Raw genomic sequence first — 18,191 nt, 5'->3', positions numbered from 1 at the left:
TTTGTCCTTTATGTATAAAACAGCCCCCTATTCTACCTGAAAATCAAGCCAAGTGATAGCAAAAATCATGCTTTGCTTATTTTCACCGACATACTGGCATAATGGTGCAGTGCTTTAATATTATCAACTAATCAAGTCTGATGGTTTTTAAAATCATATTTATCACTACAATCAGCAATCATTCACTAACGAATGTGCCTATGAATACAATGCGACCACAGCACAAGCATGGCACAGTGCCTAATTTCGCCAGCAAAATTTCTCCTTTGGCAACCGTGCAAGCAATCACTCATCAAGCATATATATCTTGGCAGGTGATAATCGCTGTTTGGCAACTGTCGCCTCATCGGCACGCCACGAAGTTAGCCAGACAGGATAATACCCTTCTTTGGCAAGCACATCAAGGCGATTGTTCGATACGCACAAACTCTGCCACAGCTGCCAAAGCAGCGGTTCGGCACTGGTGCTGATGACCAGCTGACTCTTGGCTTTCGTTGATGGCTTGCTGTCTGATGGCTGACTGTCATCATCAGCCCAATCATCGACAGCGTCCGCTTCAGTCGTCTGTGCTGCATTACCCTGCCAAGAAAATGGATAGTCGCTTAACACCTCAATGGCACAATATTGCACACGCTCATCATTAATCTCGCTCCACCCTGTCAATGCTCGGATTACAAAGCCTTCCTGCTGCCAAGCCATGCCAGCACGACAACTTTGTTGGCGTATGCTGACAAGCTGTTGATGATTGCCCGCTTGCCAGTAGCGAGAAATGGGTAAACTGTCTGCCAATTGCCCAACCATCGGAACAAAAATATCGCTCGGTGTCTGCACAATTACCCCATCAAGCCCCATGGCAGCAACCCCACGCCGATACAGCTGGTCTGTCAAAATCTGTGCATGATTTTTTCTGAGTGATTTTGCCCCCAAATCATTTAAAATCAGCCAGTGGCTTGTGCCATCTTTGCCATATTGGGTCAATAATAATTGGCTGACATTGGGCGTATCGCTGGGCAACGATGCAATCTCAAGGCGAGGGTTTTTAACAGGCTTTGTTAAAAAAATCAATGCCGCAATCGGCAACAACAGTAGAAATCTTGGCATCACTTTGGGCAATATCAACCAAATCACCAACAAAAACGCCAAAACAAAACCTGCCATGCCAAATGGTGCGTACAGCCATGCCGAGACTGCTGGCAATTTTGTTGTCAATGCAACCGACAGCGATTGATGCAGCCCATACAATATCGCTACAGAAATACTCCAGAGCAAATCAGCAAGCCAAGGAGATACCCAAAAAACCACGCCTGCCAACAAGTTTATTGGCACAACAACAAAACCAAACAGCCCAATGGCAAATAAATTTACCAACAAGCCCCACAAAGAGACTTTGCCAAACAGCAAAATTGACACAGGCAACATGGTCAAAAACAGCCACAACTGCAACGACACTGTCGCTGATAATTTTTGCCACAATCTGCCAAGCCACCCATAAATATGCAGGTCTGCTGCTTGCAAATGACCGTTTTCGTAGCGAATTAACAAAACCACCGCAACAAATGACAACCAAAATCCCGCCTGCCATAACACATAAGGGTCAGCCCACACCATCAATAATGCCACAACAAATAACGCTGAGATGATAGAGGTTGGTAAGGCAAAATAACGAATCAGCCAAGCCGCCATCAGCATATATACTGTACGCACCGCAGGCACCTCAAACCCTGTAAATACCGCATAAATCAACGCAGCAGCCACCATGATTGCCATGCGAATTTGCCAACGGGGGATTTTTTGATAAATAAGCAACGCAAATCTGTCGGTAATGGCAGTAATCATCGCCGCCAGCACAATCGCCAAAAACAACACATGGGTGCCTGATATTGCCAACAAATGCGAAATCCCTGCCAGCTGGTACAGATCTTTGGTATCCCTATCTATCAATGCTCTATCGCCTGTGAGCAAGCTAAGCGTTACCGCCCTTGCCTGTGCCTGCTTGCCATCAAGCGTGTGCCAGTTTTTATAAAAATGCTGCCGCAACTGCCAACGCAATCGCTCAAGCTGTAGCCTAAATTGCTGCGCCCATGTGTCAGCCTGTGCTGTGCCAATGTGTGTTGCCGCCAAAATTTGTGCCGTCGCCTGCACTTGGCGAGTACGCAACCAAGCCTTGTTGTCAAACCCTGATGCCAAAGCCCCACCCTTAATTGGCTCTAGCAATAACTGAACCTGCAAAATACTGGCAGGTTGTGCCGACTCAAGTGCCTGCAAATCGCTTTTGGCAAACTTTGGGTCTGCGGTTAATAGCACCGTCATGCCCTCAAACGATTGCAAATCTACCGCCTGACCAGCAGCAAAGTCATCATCATTGGCAAAAGGATTGTGAATCAGGCGGGAATTTTGCTTCGGATTAAACGGCTCTATGTTTGACAAGACAGCCACTTGGCGAAATGGTGTTGCTAAAACTTTATCATAGACACTGTCGCTGATTTGATATATCGTTGCGGTTGCATTAATAAGCGTGCGTGATTGGGGCGTTTGTCGCTCAAGCTGATGATAAGCATACAAGCTCTTGATAACAAACAACGCAACAATCGCCACAAAACTTACCATCTGTAGCGATAGGATATAGGCACGATGGCGACTTACCACAGGGGTAAATAACCACAGCAACAATGATACCACCAAAGCAACCGACAACAGCGGTGCAAGCCACGCCACGGACAGCCAAGCACTTAGGCCTTCGCCAATTATGAACTGCTCAACACTGCCAAGCAATACCAGCACCACCAGACTGACAATTGCAAATAGCCACGCTGCCATCTTATTCCCTTAAGCTCCTTCCCTATTGTCTTTTGTCAATCCAAATCCACAATCAACCGCTCAATCAAAGGCAAGTCATCAGCATGGGTCAGCTTGATATTACTGCGTGAGGCTGGGATAATTTGCACTGGTATTCCCAATGCCTCGCACACAGTGGCCTCATCGGTGATGCTAAGATTCTGCTGGCTGGCATGAGCAAAAGCACGCTTTAGCACACCGATACGAAATGCCTGCGGTGTCAAGGCTTGCCAGAGATTCTCACGGCTGACGGTATGATTGATTTGCCCCGATGTAGCATATTTGAGCGTATCCACCACCGCTGTTGCCAAAATCACCGCCGATGCTTGGGTTGTCTGTAGGTGGTCAAGCAACTTATCCAGATCTGCTCTTGGCAAGCAAGGTCGTGCCGCATCATGAATCAGCACCCAGTCATCATCTTGACCACCCTGCCTGCAAATCTCCTCAATGCCAGAAAGCACCGATTGCCACCGCTCATCGCCACCGACAGCACGATATATTGTTGGGTGCAGAGTGGTTAAGCGTGGCAGCAGCTCATCAATGTACGGATCTGTTCTCGCCACCACCAAGGTAAGTGTGGCAAAAGCAGGGTGAACAAGGCAAGCTGCACTATGCTCAAGTATGGTTTTGCCTGCCACTGTCAAGTACTGCTTAGGCGTTGCCGCCCCAAAACGCCTACCCACACCTGCAGCAACAATCATTGGATAAATCACAACGACCTCTTGTTATTTGTATTTATATAAAGCGAACAATGCAAGCAACCGCCAGATTGCAGACTGACAAAATCCCACCAATGCTGGCAATCACCGCTTATCCTGCTATAGTATCGCATATTTTAAGCCATTCAGGCAATTGCATTTCTTCCCCCAGCTTACTTCTTATTGCCACAACCCTTTTTTAAGCTTAAAAAGCACAATCTACAGTTGCAGCAAATCGCAATACTTAATAACAAACCACAAAGCCGCCATCGCTGCTGCATCTGCCGCTATTTTTAAGTAATTTTTGATGTTCTTATGGGTTAATTGTAGTACATTTGGGTATTGGATTGCCATCAAAATAACACATAAATAAAAATCGCCACAGTCGGCAAACTGGGCGATTTTATCACAATGGCTTTGTTACTGGGCGGAAGGTTCAGGCACGGAATCAACCGTCTCCACCACCTGTTCATCGTCAGTTAGCATGGAGCGTGAATAGGTGATGGGTGCGTTGGACAATTGAACAAAAGTCTCGCCAGCCTTAATCAAACCCAAATCCAGCCGTGCATGCTCTTCAATGGCAGACAAGCCTGATTTTAAGTCCTTGACATCGGCAAGTAAAATGGCGTTTTTGTAAGACTGTTCTTCATTGAGTTTACTTTGTTCTTGCAGCTGCTTTTGTACCTGCACAAAGTTGCCATGACCATATTCGCCATACCAATATTGATATTGCATCAACAATAGCACCACTGTAGCAAATGCGATCGCAACTACATACAACCGATATGGTTTTAATTTGGTTATTTTATCGCTTGCCACAGCCCATCTCCAAAGCCAAAACTGCCATAGCCTCAGCCACGCAAGCCGATGAATTCTTCACGACCACGATATGCGGCACGCACTTGTTGTTCGATACGCAACAGTTGGTTGTATTTGGCAACACGGTCAGAGCGGCACAATGACCCTGTCTTAATCTGACCTGCAGCCGTACCCACCGCCAAATCAGCAATGGTAGAATCTTCAGTCTCGCCCGAGCGATGGCTGATGATTGTCGCATAGCCATGCTGTTTTGCCAAATAAATCGCATCAAGCGTTTCTGTCAATGTGCCAATTTGATTAAACTTAATCAAAATCGCATTGGCGATATGCTTATCAATGCCTTCTTGCAAAATTTTTGGATTGGTTACGAACAAATCATCGCCAACCAACTGCACCTTATCGCCCAATTGCTTGGTTAGATACGCCCAGCCTTCCCAATCGCTCTCATCAAGACCATCTTCAATTGAGATGATTGGATATTGCCTGCACAAAGCGGTCAGATAATCACTAAATCCTTGACTGTCAAACGCCTTATTGCCCTCGCCAGCCAGCACATATTGACCATTTTTATAAAACTCTGACGAAGCACAGTCCAGTGCCAAGAAAATATCCTTGCCAGCCTGATAACCTGCTTTTTCGATTGCCTGCATGATAACAGTGATTGCTTCTTCGTTTGAGCGTAAATTTGGTGCAAAACCACCTTCATCACCAACCGCTGTATTCAAGCCTTGCGATTTTAGCACTGATTTTAGTGCATGAAAAATCTCCGTCCCTGCGCGCAGACTTTCTGAAAATGACGAAAAGCCAACTGGCTCAATCATAAATTCCTGAATATCAACCGTGTTGTCCGCATGGGCTCCACCATTTAGAATATTCATCATCGGCACAGGCATGGTCAAAGAAGTTTGTCCACGCAAATTGGCGATATATTGATGAAGTGGCAATGATTGCGACTGTGCTGCCGCCTTGGCAGCTGCCAAAGATACCGCCAGCATGGCATTTGCACCCATATTTGCTTTATTTTCAGTACCATCAAGCTCTATCAACAATTTGTCAATCTCAGCTTGCTGCGTAACATCTTTATCAAGCAATACGCTGCGAATTTGGCTGTTGGCATTGGCAACAGCTTTTTTTACCCCTTTGCCTAGATAACGGGTGGCATCGCCATCACGCAGCTCCAACGCTTCGCGTGAACCAGTAGATGCCCCACTTGGTGCAGCAGCACGACCACAAATACCATTTGCCAAAATAACATCAGCCTCAATGGTTGGGTTGCCACGAGAGTCCAAAATCTCGCGTGCAACAATGTCTTTAATTTCTACAACATTTTTGGTATCTTCAGCGTACATAATCACTCCTTTTTATCTTAAAAACAAACAGTCTTAAATTTATTTAATAAATATCTCTGCCACTTAATGCGTATCCAGCACCGAAAAGCCCTTCACCAATGTGTCAAGCTGTTTTATTTGGGTTAAAAATGGTTCAAGCTGGTCAAGTCGCAAGGCACTTGGCCCATCGCATTTTGCCTTATCAGGGTCTGGATGAGCTTCCAAAAACAGCCCTGCCAATCCTGTTGCCATGCCAGCACGAGCCAAAGTGGCAATCTGATGACGGCGACCACCTGCACTATCCGCCCTTGCCCCCGGTTCTTGCAAAGCGTGCGTTACATCAAAAAACACAGGAACATTCATCGCCTTCATGGTGTCAAAACCAAGCATATCAACCACCAAGTTGTTATAACCAAAGGCAGAACCCCTTTCGCACAATATCACCTGATCATTGCCAGATTCTAGGCATTTATTAATGATATGACGCATCTCATGCGGTGCCAAAAATTGTGCTTTTTTGATATTAACCACCTTGCCTGTACGAGCAATGGCATTGACCAAGTCTGTCTGACGCGACAAAAACGCAGGCAGCTGCAAAACATCGGCAACTTTGGCAACTGGTGCTGCTTGATATGGCTCATGCACATCGGTAATAATCGGCACATTGTACGCCTCTTTAATGTCATTTAGCCAAGTCAGCCCCGTCTCAAGACTTGGGCCACGAAAAGAATGCAGGCTTGAGCGATTTGCCTTGTCAAAACTTGCCTTAAACACATAGCCTATCTGTAATTTTTGGCAAATGGCAATATATTGCTCGGCAATCTCAAAAGCCAACTCGCGACTTTCAAGCACATTCATGCCACCAAACAGCACAAATGGCTTATCATTGGCAATCTCAATCCCTGCAATATTAATCACTGATTGTGCAGTTGCTTGCGGCTGCGTCATCTTAATATCCTTAGACCTAAGTCAATTTGGCTTAAATAAATGTGTTTTTGTTATTATATCTCAACCAAGCAACAAAAACACTGAAAATAAAAAGCACACCAAACTTGCTTGATGTGCTGTTTGTGCTAGCTATCAGCCATCGCTGCTTTAATAAAGCTATTAAATAGCGGATGCCCACCGCGTGGCGAACTGGTAAACTCTGGGTGATACTGCACTGCCACGAACCATGGGTGATGATCAATTTCTATCGCCTCAACCAAGTGCTGCTTGGCAGAATAGCCAGAAATTTTCATGCCCGCTTGCTCCAGTGGCTCAATATAGCGGTTGTTCATTTCATAGCGATGGCGATGGCGTTCGGTGATGTTATTGGCACCGTAAATCTTGGCAAGTTTTGATCCTGCAACCAGCTCTGCTTGCTGTGCCCCAAGTCGCATCGTGCCACCCAAATCACTGTCATCAGAGCGAATCTGCAATTCACCTTTTTCATCAAACCATTCGGTAATCAGACCGATAATCGGGTGGGTAGTCTTGCGGTCAAATTCCGTTGAATTTGCTTGAAGCCCCAGAACATTGCGAGCAAACTCAATCACCGCCAACTGCATACCTAGACATATGCCTAAAAATGGCTTGTTATGCGTGCGAGCATATTCAATGGCCTTCATCTTGCCAAGCGTGCCTCGCTCACCAAACCCCCCTGGTACCAAGATGGCATCGGCTTGCTTCAATTCATCAAAGGCAGCATTGTCATGTTCTAGCGTCTCGGCATTGATATAATTGATACGCACTTTGGTTTTGTTGTGGATACCTGCGTGCAACAAGGCTTCATTAACCGACTTATAGGCATCTGGCAGTTCAACATATTTACCAACCATCGCCACAACAACTTCGCCTTGTGCATTGAACAAATCTTGTACCACCAAATCCCAGTCGGACAAATCCGCCTCTGGGACGGTCAGCCCAAATCGCTCACAAATCAAATCGTCCAAATCTTGCTCATAAAAACGGCGTGGAATCTGATAAATGGATTTGGCATCTTCGCACAAAATCACACCACGAGTCTCAACATTGGTAAACAGAGCGATTTTTTGGCGATTTTCTTCAGAGATGGTTTGTTCCGAACGACAGATTAATACATCTGGCTGCAAACCGATAGAACGCAACTCCTTGACCGAATGCTGCGTTGGCTTGGTTTTTGATTCGCCAGCCGAGGCAATGTATGGCACCAGTGTCAAATGCATTAATAGCGAATTGCTACGCCCCAGCTCAACTTGCAATTGACGCACCGCTTCCATGAATGGCAGGCTCTCAATATCGCCCACTGTGCCACCAATCTCAATAATGGCAATGTCATAACCTTCGCCACTGGCACGGATTTTGTGCTTGATTTCATCAGTAATGTGCGGAATCACCTGCACCGTACCGCCCAAATAATCACCACGGCGTTCTTTGGCAAGCACAGTTTGATAAATGCGACCACTGGTAAAATTGTTTGCCTTGCTCATCTTTGAGCGACGCAAAAACCGCTCATAATACCCCAAATCAAGGTCGGTTTCTGCACCATCTTCGGTAACAAACACCTCACCATGCTGAAATGGACTCATCGTGCCCGGATCAACATTGATATAAGGATCCATCTTGGTCATGGTTACTTTTAGCCCACGAGCCTCCAAGACAGCGGCAAGAGAAGCTGCAGCGATGCCCTTGCCAAGTGATGATACAACACCGCCAGTTACAAAGATAAATTTAGTCGTCATAATAATCAAATCGGTTGCTGGTAAAGTCAAATTTTACTAAAAATCGTCAAAAAAATATAGGGGGTTGGGCAAATTTTTTCTTGTCATTAAGGCATCATCTTGTGCGTTTTGCTCTTCTTATGCGTCAAGTTTGTGATTGGCAATATGTTGAGTGGGCTTTCTTTATCATCATCACAAATTGCTGGTGCTTTTTAATTTGGGTTAATTTTTAAGGCAGAAATTGCTTTATTTAACCAATAACACACCAATGGCTGCATCATGGCATGAAAAAAGAGCCACCAACTTGGCAGCTCTTTGGTCTAAAAACATTATTCAGCAGATTGCGATAATGAACGCACATAGGCAGCAAGTAGCATGACTCGCTCATTGCCCAGCTTACTCTGCCATTCTGGCATCACACCAGAACGACCATGACGAATGGTTGTGCGAATGGTTTCGCGATCGCCACCAAACAACCAAATATCATCGGTTAGATTTGGTGCACCCATTGCAGTCAAGCCCTTGGCATCAGCACCATGGCACAGGACGCAGTTTTGTTCAAAAATTGCTTTACCTTGAGCCACTTTTGCTTCATCAAGCGTATAATCATTTTGATTGCCAGAGATTTTTAGCACATATTCGGCAGCAGCTCGCACACCTGATTCACCCAATTGCTTTTGCCATGCTGCCATCGCACCCACTCGACCATTATGAATGGTAAGTAAGATCTGATCTGCCGTACCGCCATAGAGCCAGTCATTGTCCGTCAAATTAGGATAACCGACCGAACCTTTGGCATTAGAGCCATGGCACAAAGCACAGTTTTGTAAAAACAAGCGGTTGCCAGCCTTTTGTGCTTCAGGGTCGGCAGCCAGTTTGTCTACATAAGGAGCAAGCAAGGTGATTTGCTCATCAATTTGTTTTTGCAAATCTTCATTTTTTTCATTTGTCTTGCGTTGTGCCTGCAAATCGCTCAATTTTGCCAAAATTGCTGTTGCCTCACTGGCACCTGCATTTGCCAAAATATTTTGTTCAAAATTCTCAATAAAAACACGATTGTTCGCTTGTAGCTGGCTGTTTAGCTCATTGGCAGAAGTCCACGGCACTTGCTGACCGTCTACTTCAACCGTTGTAACACCCTTCCAGACATTTGGCTGAATGGCTGGGAAAAGCACAAAATAGCCCAAGCCCCAAATCATCGTGCCAAAGAAAATTACCAGCCACCACTTTGGTAGCGGTTTGTCAAACTCTCGGATGCCGTCATAAGAATGCCCTGTTGTCTCATCTTCATCCAATACTGGCTTAGATCTCAATGTCCAAACCAGTACCGCAAAAATGAATAGCCAGCAGCCCAATGACAAGATGGTAATCCAAGAACCCCAAAAAAAGCTCATTGTGTATCCTTAGTGCGCTCATGTGATGATAGCGTTTGTTGCTTATCATCCAGCGCAAGTTGTGCATCATCTTCAAAGCGTTTTTTGTTTTTTGGTGAATACGCCCACCATGCAATCGCAATAAATGCCAAAACGGCTGATACAGTTGCGACGCTATGCAAAAAACCCCAATCCATTATCGCTGACCTTGCATTGCAATGCCCAGCTGTTGCAAATAAGCAACCAGTGCGTCCATTTCGGTCGCACCCTGAACTTGGTCAGGTGCTGCTGCAATGTCTTCTTCAGTATATGGCAGACCAAAACGATCTCTGAATAGACGCATTTTTTGTTGTACTTTTGTGCCATCAACTTCATTTTTGGCAAGCCAAGGATAGGCTGGCATTACCGATTCTCGCACGACAGAGCGAGGGTTGGTCAAGTGATCCACATGCCACTGATCCGAGTAACGCCCACCAACGCGTGCCAAGTCTGGACCTGTACGCTTAGAGCCCCACAAAAACGGATGATCCCAAGCTGATTCAGCTGCACGGCTATATGGTCCATAACGCTCCACCTCGGCACGCAATGGGCGAACCATTTGGGTATGGCAAACATGACAACCTTCACGGATATAAATATCACGACCCTCAAGCTCAAGTGCTGTCCATGGACGCATATTTGGCAGTGGTTTATTCACACCGCCATCTTCGGCAGCTGTGCCATCATAAATCAATGGCACAATCTCCACCAAAGTTGCAAAGCTGATTGCAATCACGATAAAAATGACGAGCAAACCCGTGTTTTTTTCTACTAATTCATGAGTGATTTTTGACATGAGTTTACCCCTTATGCTTGTGCTGTAACCTGATCGCTGCCAGTATTCACTTCATCTGGCTCAGCGATATGCTCAGGCACACTTGGCATCTTGATGGTGCGATAGCAGTTATACGCCATCACAAACATACCTGCCACATACAACGCCCCACCCAGTGTACGCACAACATATGGCCAATGCGACACAACAACTGTCTGAATAAAGTCATAAGCCAAAGTACCGTCTGGGTTGGTGGCACGCCACATCATGCCCTGCGTAATACCAGAAATCCACAACGCCACAATATACAGTACCGTACCTGTGGTTGCCAACCAAAAATGCACAGTGATTAATCCTGTTGAGTACATTTTTGCCTTATTCCAGATGCGTGGCAATAGCACATACACCGAACCAATGGTAATCATACCAACCCAGCCCAATGCACCTGAATGCACATGGCCAACTGTCCAGTCTGTGTTATGACTGATGGCGTTCACAGCTTTGATTGACAGCATTGGTCCTTCAAAGGTACTCATCGCATAGAACGACAAAGCAACAATCAAGAAGCGGATAATCGGGTCTGTACGCAACTTATCCCAGCTGCCTGACAAAGTCAGTACGCCGTTAATCATACCACCCCAAGAAGGTGCAAACAAAATCAACGAGAATACCATGCCCAAAGATTGAGTCCAATCAGGCAGTGCCGAATAGTGCAGATGATGCCCGCCTGCCCACATATACGAGGCAATCAATGCCCAAAAGTGAACAATTGACAGACGATATGAATATACAGGACGACCTACTTGCACAGGAATGAAATAATACATCATGCCCAAAAAGGCAGCAGTAAGATAAAATCCAACAGCATTATGTCCATACCACCACTGAACCATGGCATCGGTTGCACCACCAAACAGTGAGTATGATTTCATCGCACTAACAGGAATTGCAAGGCTATTGACAATGTGTAGCAATGCAATGGTGATGATAAATGCCGCAAAGAACCAGTTCGCCACATAGATATGCGAGGTCTTACGCTTGATAATCGTACCAAAAAATACGATGGCATAGGATACCCAAACCAAAGCAATAGCGATATCAATCGGCCATTCTAATTCGGCATATTCTTTAGCTGAAGTTAGCCCAAGCGGCAGCGTGATTACCGCCGCAACAATAATTGCCTGCCAACCCCAAAAAGTAAACCATGCCAAATATGGGGCGAATAATCTGGTCTTACAAGTACGCTGGACGATATAATAAGAAGTGGCAAAAAGTGCCGAGCCGCCAAATGCAAAAATCACCGCATTGGTGTGCAATGGTCTTAGTCGCCCAAAAGACAACCACGAGGTGTCAAAATTCAATGCTGGCCATGCCAACTGCGATGCAATCAATACACCAACAGACATGCCAATAATGCCCCATACAACCGTCATGATGGTGAAAAATCTCACAATGGTGATTTCATATTCATGATCGACAGAAACTGGGGCTACTGCTGATTTATTTAGACTAATCATTGGATATTTCCTGTGCAGCCTGATTTATGTCGCAATGCGGTCTGATGCAAATAACGCATAAAAAACCACACTTGCTTTGATATTTTATGTCTATTGTAACGCAAAGTCGGGCAAATATCATCAAGTCAGACCAGCAAAAATGAAAAAATCCTTATTTTTTCTATGGAATACCAGCAAATTTGTATATTTGGTGCTTTATTCCATGCTAGCTTGGCTTGCTACAGTGCTTGGCTTGCGTTGATGGCGTGGCTTAAGCACACCATCTATATCCTTACTGACAATATGGTATTGCCAGCGGTCTCTCCCCTTTATTATACAACACAAATGTAATTTTTGGGTATATTTTGTAAAAATCTTGAAATTTTTTAGTAATATTCTATAGATTTGATGGCTTTATTTTAAAAATATTAATATTTCTTATCAAAAATTATTCAATTATATCGCTGATGCCTTGTTGTAATCGACAAAGCCTGCTTTATCCCTTATAATAAGAGTCGCAATGACCGACAAACTGCCACAGCTTTGGCATCGATGGTCATGCCACATTATCATAGCTTATCCCAAGGAATCTTATGGCACAATTTTTAAGCTCGGCATGGTTTGATGAAGTAAGTAAACTAAACAACGCCGCAGGTGAACTAAACCTACCACCCAATCTTGCCAATGTTACCTTAAATGCCAAAATCACAGGCGAAACCGACACCGCTTTGCACTTACAGGCAGGCAAAATCGCACAAGGCTTGATTGATACTGCCACAACCACGCTGACCATCGATCGTACCACCTTGCAACAAATCATCACAGATGGCGACATTAATCACGCCATTGAGGCATTTATGCTCGGCAAAATTCGCATTGATGGCGACATGACACAGGTGATGGCACTGCAATCTGCCAAACCAAGCCAAGAACAAAAAGCATTATTTAAGCAAATTTTGGCAATGACCGAATTTTAATCCCCACCTCGCCAGCCATTAGATTGATGGCTGGTTTGTCAATATAAACTCAAGCGTGCATAAATTAGCACAAACTACCCATACCAAAACCCTACAAAACATGGTAATATAATCAGCAAAATTAAACTCTGTGGTATTTGTTCAATCAGCCAAAGTTTAACCAATCAAAGACCAAGCCATCGCTTGTACCATCTTGTTGCAAGCAATCAGCCAAGGTATCTGCCATGTCAGAACAACAAAAACCAAAAAAACCCCGTCCAGCTCCCGAAAAAATCATTCCACATTCCAAAGATATGGACGCAACCAAGCAGCGTGTCCACCCCAGATTCGTCAAAGGCAAATATCAAAAAATTCGCCTGATAAGTATGTACACGATTTTGCTGGGCTTTTTGCTCGCACCATGGTTGCGTTGGGATTCTCGTCAGGCTTTATTGTTTGATGTTATTGAACCGAAGTTTTATATTTTTGGTGCGGTATTTATGCCGCAGGATTTTTACTTTTTTGCCTTTGTGTTTATCATTGCCGCTTTGCTACTTTTTATGGTAACAGTCTATGCAGGGCGGGTTTGGTGTGGTTATGCTTGCCCACAAACAATTTATGTTCATTTATATCAATATGTAGAAAAAATAATCATTGGCGATCGCAATAAACGCATTAAATTTGACAAAGCCCCTTGGAATGCCGAAAAAATTCTAAAAACCTTGGCGGTCCACAGCATTTGGGGAATTTTTTCTGCCGTTACCGCTCTGACCTTTATCGCCTTTATTGTTGGTACTGATTATTTATTCTTTAATGGCGAGCCGTTATTTTTTATGGGCTGGGGCAAGATGACTTGGATTTTTTTCCTGCTCATCACTTTTGTTACCCAGACCAATGGCGGCTATATGCGTGAGCATATGTGTGTCTATATTTGCCCCTATGGTCGCTTTCAATCGGTTATGTTTGATAAGGATACCTTAATTGTATCTTATGATTATGAGCGAGGCGAACCACGAGGTGCTCGCAAAAAAGACAGCACTCATCAATATGGCGATTGCGTTGATTGTACTTTGTGCGTACAAGTTTGCCCAACAGGCATCGATATCCGTGATGGTTTGCAAGTTGAATGTATTCAGTGTGCCGCCTGTATTGACGCTTGTAATGAAATCATGGACAAGGTTGGCTCACCGCGTGGCTTGATTCGCTATACCACCGAAAGACAGCTGGTTGATAAACAAAAAACCAAAATCATCGGCTGGCGTATTTTTGCCTATATTGGCGTGCTTAGTGCTTGTATCGTGGCGGCAGCCTTGATTGTTGTTGGACGCTCGCCACTTGAGCTTGAGATTCGCCACGACCGCAAACAGCTCTCCAGCATTGGCCGTGATGGCATGGTTGAAAACAGCTATGTGCTAAAAATCGTCAACAAAACTAACGAAAAACAAATCTACAAAGTGCGTCTGGACGGCGACACCAAAGGGCTGACACTACGCTCTCGCTTTAAGCAACTGCCACTACAAGCCAATGAGCCATACGACCTACCCGTCAGTGTCATTGGCGACCCAGCCATCATCAAGGCAGGCAGCACGCCTATTACCATTACCGTGTACAGCACCGATGGCAAATACAGCACTTCTGCACAAAATATGTTCATCTACGAAGCAAAAGAGCAAAAATAACCCAGTTATTGCCTTAAAAAGACGACCCTCTTGTGATACAATGAGGGTCAATCTTGGTTATCTTATTTATCATCATGAGCAACACAACACCACCGCACAACAACCAACAATCCCACGACACTTGGTACACCAACCCATTGATGCTCATTTTTGTCATTGGTCTGCCTGCATTTGTGGTGATTGCTTGCATTTTTTTTGTGTTTTATTCTATCAAAATTCAAGATGCGACCGTGCGTGATGATTGGTACATGGACGGCAAAACACTCTACCAAGATGCCTCACGAGACCAACTGGCTTATGACTTGGGTGTATCAGGGGTCATGCGACTAAATAAAAGCGGTGATAGCACGCAGGTGGTTTTTGAGCTTAACTATCCAAAAGAATCTTTGGCAAGTGGCAAACTTAGCGATGGCACGCCGCTTAATTACCCAAAAACCCTAAGCGTTAGTATCTCACACGCCACGGATAAATCCAAAGACCGTGATTTTGTCATCACGCACCAAGCCGCCAATCGCTACACAGGCGAGGTGGTGCTAGATGCCACGCCTGCCAAATATTATCTACAAGTCAGCAATGCTGGTACGCACAACTGGCGACTACTCCAACCCGAAAATCTACCAAAAAACAACATTGTCTTTTTGCCATTGACAAGTTTTAATGCCACCCAAAATGACTTGCCCGACCAGCGAGACAAAAGACCATCATCTGCCACATCACAAAACGCTGGCAAATAATCATCAAAAAGTCAGCCATACATTAGCCCAGATGGCAAATTGTTAAAAACTAGCTTGTTTTTGCTTAAAAAAAGTAGTTAGAATGGGGAAAATATTTAGGATAATTGATTATAAAAAAGTTTTTTGTCAATTTATTTGTGGTTTTTAGCCTATTTTCTTTGGCAACAACTGTTGTCGCAGCACCACCAAAGAAAACAACGCCTAAAACGCCAAAAGTTACAACAACAGCACCTCAAACCCAAGCTACAAAGCCAAATTCTGAAAAATCTACTGGTAGAACTGTGCCAAAGAATTTAAAAGAAAAATTGGTAATGGAAGAAGTTAAAGCTAATCCACGCGGTACTACACCTGCAAGAATGCCCGCAATGTCTGATGCAAAAAATGGTTGGTTTGCAAAGGACGGTTGGGTTAAGCGTGTTCAAAATGTGAATGGTGTTGAGATACATTATATTGAAAATACCAAAACTGGTGAAACAACAGATTTTAAATTTAAGGATTAGTTTTGTTCTTTGATGAATTTGATGCTTTTTTAGATGATTTAAATAACAATCCAGTTACCGATGAATGGTATATGTCTAATTTTGTAGATGAACATATTAAGGTTTTGGAAAGTTATGAAGCATTTAATATCTTGAAGCAATTTATTACTTATATGATTGAAAAATATGATGAAAATTCAGAATATGAGATTGTAGAAGCATTAAGATATTTGAAACTTCAATCTAATACTAGTGAACAATTTTATAGTGATGAGCAAAAAGGGAAAATTCTGGAATTATATCAGCAGGAACACAGTAAAATGTCCCTACCAGAAATATTGTAGAACATCAATAATCAAGGGATAACCCCCCCCTTGATTTTCACTTCAAATCCGCCACACAATACCTATCACTCTTACTACCGTAATAGCAACCGCTGATAAAATAATGGCGGATTATATCATCATAATCCGCCGCAAGCTGAACGATACAATCGCCATTTATATGATTGATGCCTGCTCTGCCCTTGTGGCTTGCTCTTCTTCGGCAATCACTTGACGAGCCACATGCAGAATTAACTGCCGCAACCAGCGATGGGCGGGGTGGTGCTGTAGCAGTGGCGACCAAGCCATCGTCAGCTCAAACTCTGGGATAAAAAATGGCGGTTCTTTGACAATGATTTGTGAGTTATTATCCGCCTGTAGGCGTGCCACACGCGTAGGCAAGGTTGCAATCAAATCTTTATTCGCAGCAAGCATGGCAGGCATCTGATAATGGCGAGTAAATACACTGATTTGCCGTTTTTGTCCCAATCGCTGCAATGCCTGATCGATTGAACCAAGCCCGCCTGATTTTTCGGGATTGACCCCAAAGCCCACCCCCATGCCTGTTTTTGACACCCAGACATGCTGTGCTTTTAGGTAGTTTTTTAGGTTAAATCTGTGTGCATAAGGACTTTCGGCGGACAACAAGCAGCTAAAAGTATCACGCCAAACCAGCACCTGATGAAAACTCTGCGGAATTTCATTAAAGCGATTAATCGCCAAATCCACCCTGCCCTGCTCCATATCGCGATACGAAACATCCGAAGGTGTCAAAAAATCCAAAATCACATTCGGTGCCTCGCTACGCAACGCCTTCACCAAACGAGGCACCAAAGTTGCTTCGGCATAATCACTGGTCATGATGCGAAACACTCTTGAGGTGCTATAAGGGCGAAATTCGGTGCGTGGCTCAAGCAGTACACTGATATCCGACAACACTTCACGAATACGAGGCTGTAGCTCAAATGCTCGTTCGGTCGGCGTCATACCCTCTGATGAACGCACCAACAGCGGATCATTAAACAGCGATCGCAATCGCCGCAAAATATTACTCATCGCAGGCTGAGTAATGCCCAATTGCTCTGACGCTCGTGTTACATTTTTTTCACGCAACAAAACATCAAGATAAAACAATAAATTCAAATCAACTTTTTGCAAATTCATAAACACACCCCACCCAATCAGCCATCTGGCAAATAACCCAAAACCACACAAAGCACAGTAGTATAAATTTTCATCAACAACAAAAACAGCTTTGCTTGACAAAATAATACCGCTTGGTAATTTATGATCATGTTATTGCACAGCCTAGCGAATCACAACCTGTGCACCAACTTCAACTTGCTCAAACAGCCAAAGTATCTCTTGGTTACGCATTCTGATACAGCCATGCGATAATGGCACACCCATTGGCTCTGTATCTGGCGTACCATGAATATAAATATAACGAGACTTACTATCAACACAAATCCCTTGTGCATTCTCACCGCGATTATACCCCTCCTCCAAGCCCTCCAGCCACAATATCCGAGCCAAAATCCAATCACGATTGGCAAATTGCTCTGCCAACGCCTCATCATATAACTCACCTGTGAACTGCCGTGCAACAAATACCGCATTTATCGGCAAGCCTTCACCAAATTTTTCACTTATTTTATGCCGTCCAAGTGGCGTACAGCCTGATCCTGACAGTTGTCCTGTGCCGTTTTTGGCGGTTGAGATGCTAAAAGTTCGTACCAATTGCTGATTTTGCCACAATTGCAAAGTCTGAACTTGGCAATCAACAATCAGCTGTGTTTGCTCAGTCGTTATTGTCTGCGTCATGATTTCACCGATAAGCCAAAACTGCCAAAATCACCAAATGCTATCAACCATGCCAGTCGTATATACCGCATAAACGCGACCAAAAATACCCGATGGCACTCCAACCCTGTGCGATTTTGTCAATTTGTCAGAATTATAACTATCATTCATTT

Annotated in this window: 17 protein-coding genes; 5 read left to right on the top strand and 12 right to left on the bottom strand. The window is 44.3% G+C overall.

What is annotated here, in order from left to right:
* Positions 1-285: 285 nt before the first annotated feature.
* The 10 genes from EL162_RS05200 to ccoN form a co-directional block, all read right to left on the bottom strand.
* On the bottom strand, positions 286-2,817 hold the full coding sequence (locus EL162_RS05200; protein WP_126330587.1) for a ComEC/Rec2 family competence protein: 2,532 nt from the start codon (positions 2,815-2,817) through the stop codon (positions 286-288).
* Positions 2,818-2,852: 35 nt separating this feature from the next.
* Complete coding sequence (gene ispD / locus EL162_RS05195; protein ID WP_227543375.1) at positions 2,853-3,548, bottom strand: 2-C-methyl-D-erythritol 4-phosphate cytidylyltransferase; 696 nt, start codon at positions 3,546-3,548, stop codon at positions 2,853-2,855.
* Between the two features lie 405 nt (positions 3,549-3,953).
* Entirely contained in the window at positions 3,954-4,268 is a 315-nt protein-coding gene (locus EL162_RS05190) for a septum formation initiator family protein (protein WP_126330585.1), read from the bottom strand.
* A 116-nt stretch (positions 4,269-4,384) separates the two neighbouring features.
* Complete coding sequence (gene eno, locus EL162_RS05185) at positions 4,385-5,701, bottom strand: phosphopyruvate hydratase (protein WP_126330583.1); 1,317 nt, start codon at positions 5,699-5,701, stop codon at positions 4,385-4,387.
* Between the two features lie 63 nt (positions 5,702-5,764).
* The gene (gene kdsA / locus EL162_RS05180) at positions 5,765-6,628 is read right to left on the bottom strand and encodes a 3-deoxy-8-phosphooctulonate synthase (protein WP_076554355.1); all 864 of its coding nucleotides are present in this window, start codon (positions 6,626-6,628) and stop codon (positions 5,765-5,767) included.
* 125 nt (positions 6,629-6,753) lie between these two features.
* Entirely contained in the window at positions 6,754-8,382 is a 1,629-nt protein-coding gene (gene pyrG, locus EL162_RS05175; protein ID WP_126330580.1) for a CTP synthase, read from the bottom strand.
* 308 nt (positions 8,383-8,690) lie between these two features.
* On the bottom strand, positions 8,691-9,755 hold the full coding sequence (ccoP, locus tag EL162_RS05170) for a cytochrome-c oxidase, cbb3-type subunit III (protein ID WP_076554353.1): 1,065 nt from the start codon (positions 9,753-9,755) through the stop codon (positions 8,691-8,693).
* A complete protein-coding gene (locus tag EL162_RS05165; protein ID WP_076554352.1) occupies positions 9,752-9,931 on the bottom strand; it encodes a cbb3-type cytochrome oxidase subunit 3 in 180 nt (59 codons plus the stop codon). The genes ccoP and EL162_RS05165 overlap by 4 nt, the downstream gene beginning before the upstream one ends.
* Complete coding sequence (gene ccoO / locus EL162_RS05160; RefSeq protein WP_126330578.1) at positions 9,931-10,569, bottom strand: cytochrome-c oxidase, cbb3-type subunit II; 639 nt, start codon at positions 10,567-10,569, stop codon at positions 9,931-9,933. Before ccoO ends, EL162_RS05165 begins: the two co-directional genes overlap by 1 nt.
* A gap of 11 nt (positions 10,570-10,580) precedes the next feature.
* Positions 10,581-12,062: a cytochrome-c oxidase, cbb3-type subunit I gene (gene ccoN / locus EL162_RS05155; RefSeq protein ID WP_126331676.1), complete on the bottom strand. Its 1,482-nt coding sequence runs from the start codon at positions 12,060-12,062 to the stop codon at positions 10,581-10,583.
* A gap of 575 nt (positions 12,063-12,637) precedes the next feature.
* Between ccoN and EL162_RS05145 the strand changes: the two genes are divergently transcribed.
* The 5 genes from EL162_RS05145 to EL162_RS05125 all read left to right on the top strand — a co-directional run bounded on the left by EL162_RS05145 (position 12,638) and on the right by EL162_RS05125 (position 16,236).
* Positions 12,638-13,021 (top strand): SCP2 sterol-binding domain-containing protein, encoded by a 384-nt coding sequence (locus EL162_RS05145; RefSeq protein WP_076554350.1) that lies wholly within the window; start codon positions 12,638-12,640, stop codon positions 13,019-13,021.
* A 224-nt stretch (positions 13,022-13,245) separates the two neighbouring features.
* Complete coding sequence (ccoG, locus tag EL162_RS05140) at positions 13,246-14,679, top strand: cytochrome c oxidase accessory protein CcoG (protein WP_126330576.1); 1,434 nt, start codon at positions 13,246-13,248, stop codon at positions 14,677-14,679.
* A gap of 74 nt (positions 14,680-14,753) precedes the next feature.
* Positions 14,754-15,413: a FixH family protein gene (locus EL162_RS05135; protein ID WP_126331675.1), complete on the top strand. Its 660-nt coding sequence runs from the start codon at positions 14,754-14,756 to the stop codon at positions 15,411-15,413.
* 104 nt (positions 15,414-15,517) lie between these two features.
* Positions 15,518-15,913, top strand: coding sequence for a hypothetical protein (locus EL162_RS10170; RefSeq protein ID WP_227543374.1), 396 nt, complete (start codon positions 15,518-15,520; stop codon positions 15,911-15,913).
* Positions 15,914-15,915: 2 nt separating this feature from the next.
* Complete coding sequence (locus EL162_RS05125) at positions 15,916-16,236, top strand: hypothetical protein (RefSeq protein WP_126330574.1); 321 nt, start codon at positions 15,916-15,918, stop codon at positions 16,234-16,236.
* A 156-nt stretch (positions 16,237-16,392) separates the two neighbouring features.
* Here the strand turns inward: EL162_RS05125 and EL162_RS05120 are convergent, their stop codons facing one another.
* Positions 16,393-17,379, bottom strand: coding sequence for a LysR family transcriptional regulator (locus EL162_RS05120; protein WP_126330572.1), 987 nt, complete (start codon positions 17,377-17,379; stop codon positions 16,393-16,395).
* 144 nt (positions 17,380-17,523) lie between these two features.
* Complete coding sequence (locus EL162_RS05115) at positions 17,524-18,039, bottom strand: L,D-transpeptidase (RefSeq protein WP_126330570.1); 516 nt, start codon at positions 18,037-18,039, stop codon at positions 17,524-17,526.
* Positions 18,040-18,191 lie beyond the last annotated feature (152 nt).

The organism is Moraxella cuniculi, from assembly GCF_900637105.1.
Taxonomy (GTDB): Bacteria; Pseudomonadota; Gammaproteobacteria; order Pseudomonadales; family Moraxellaceae; genus Moraxella; species Moraxella cuniculi.
This window is presented reverse-complemented; position numbering and strand designations above follow the sequence as displayed.

Coding starts and splice junctions, on each gene's coding strand:
- EL162_RS05190 (WP_126330585.1), bottom strand. CDS start 4,268: ATGCAATATCAATATTGGTATGGCGAATATGGTCATGGCAACTTTGTG.
- EL162_RS05135 (WP_126331675.1), top strand. CDS start 14,754: ATGAGCAACACAACACCACCGCACAACAACCAACAATCCCACGACACT.
- eno (WP_126330583.1), bottom strand. CDS start 5,701: ATGTACGCTGAAGATACCAAAAATGTTGTAGAAATTAAAGACATTGTT.
- EL162_RS05115 (WP_126330570.1), bottom strand. CDS start 18,039: ATGACGCAGACAATAACGACTGAGCAAACACAGCTGATTGTTGATTGC.
- EL162_RS05165 (WP_076554352.1), bottom strand. CDS start 9,931: ATGGATTGGGGTTTTTTGCATAGCGTCGCAACTGTATCAGCCGTTTTG.
- kdsA (WP_076554355.1), bottom strand. CDS start 6,628: ATGACGCAGCCGCAAGCAACTGCACAATCAGTGATTAATATTGCAGGG.
- EL162_RS05120 (WP_126330572.1), bottom strand. CDS start 17,379: ATGAATTTGCAAAAAGTTGATTTGAATTTATTGTTTTATCTTGATGTT.
- ccoG (WP_126330576.1), top strand. CDS start 13,246: ATGTCAGAACAACAAAAACCAAAAAAACCCCGTCCAGCTCCCGAAAAA.
- EL162_RS05145 (WP_076554350.1), top strand. CDS start 12,638: ATGGCACAATTTTTAAGCTCGGCATGGTTTGATGAAGTAAGTAAACTA.
- ccoO (WP_126330578.1), bottom strand. CDS start 10,569: ATGTCAAAAATCACTCATGAATTAGTAGAAAAAAACACGGGTTTGCTC.
- pyrG (WP_126330580.1), bottom strand. CDS start 8,382: ATGACGACTAAATTTATCTTTGTAACTGGCGGTGTTGTATCATCACTT.
- ccoP (WP_076554353.1), bottom strand. CDS start 9,755: ATGAGCTTTTTTTGGGGTTCTTGGATTACCATCTTGTCATTGGGCTGC.
- EL162_RS05200 (WP_126330587.1), bottom strand. CDS start 2,817: ATGGCAGCGTGGCTATTTGCAATTGTCAGTCTGGTGGTGCTGGTATTG.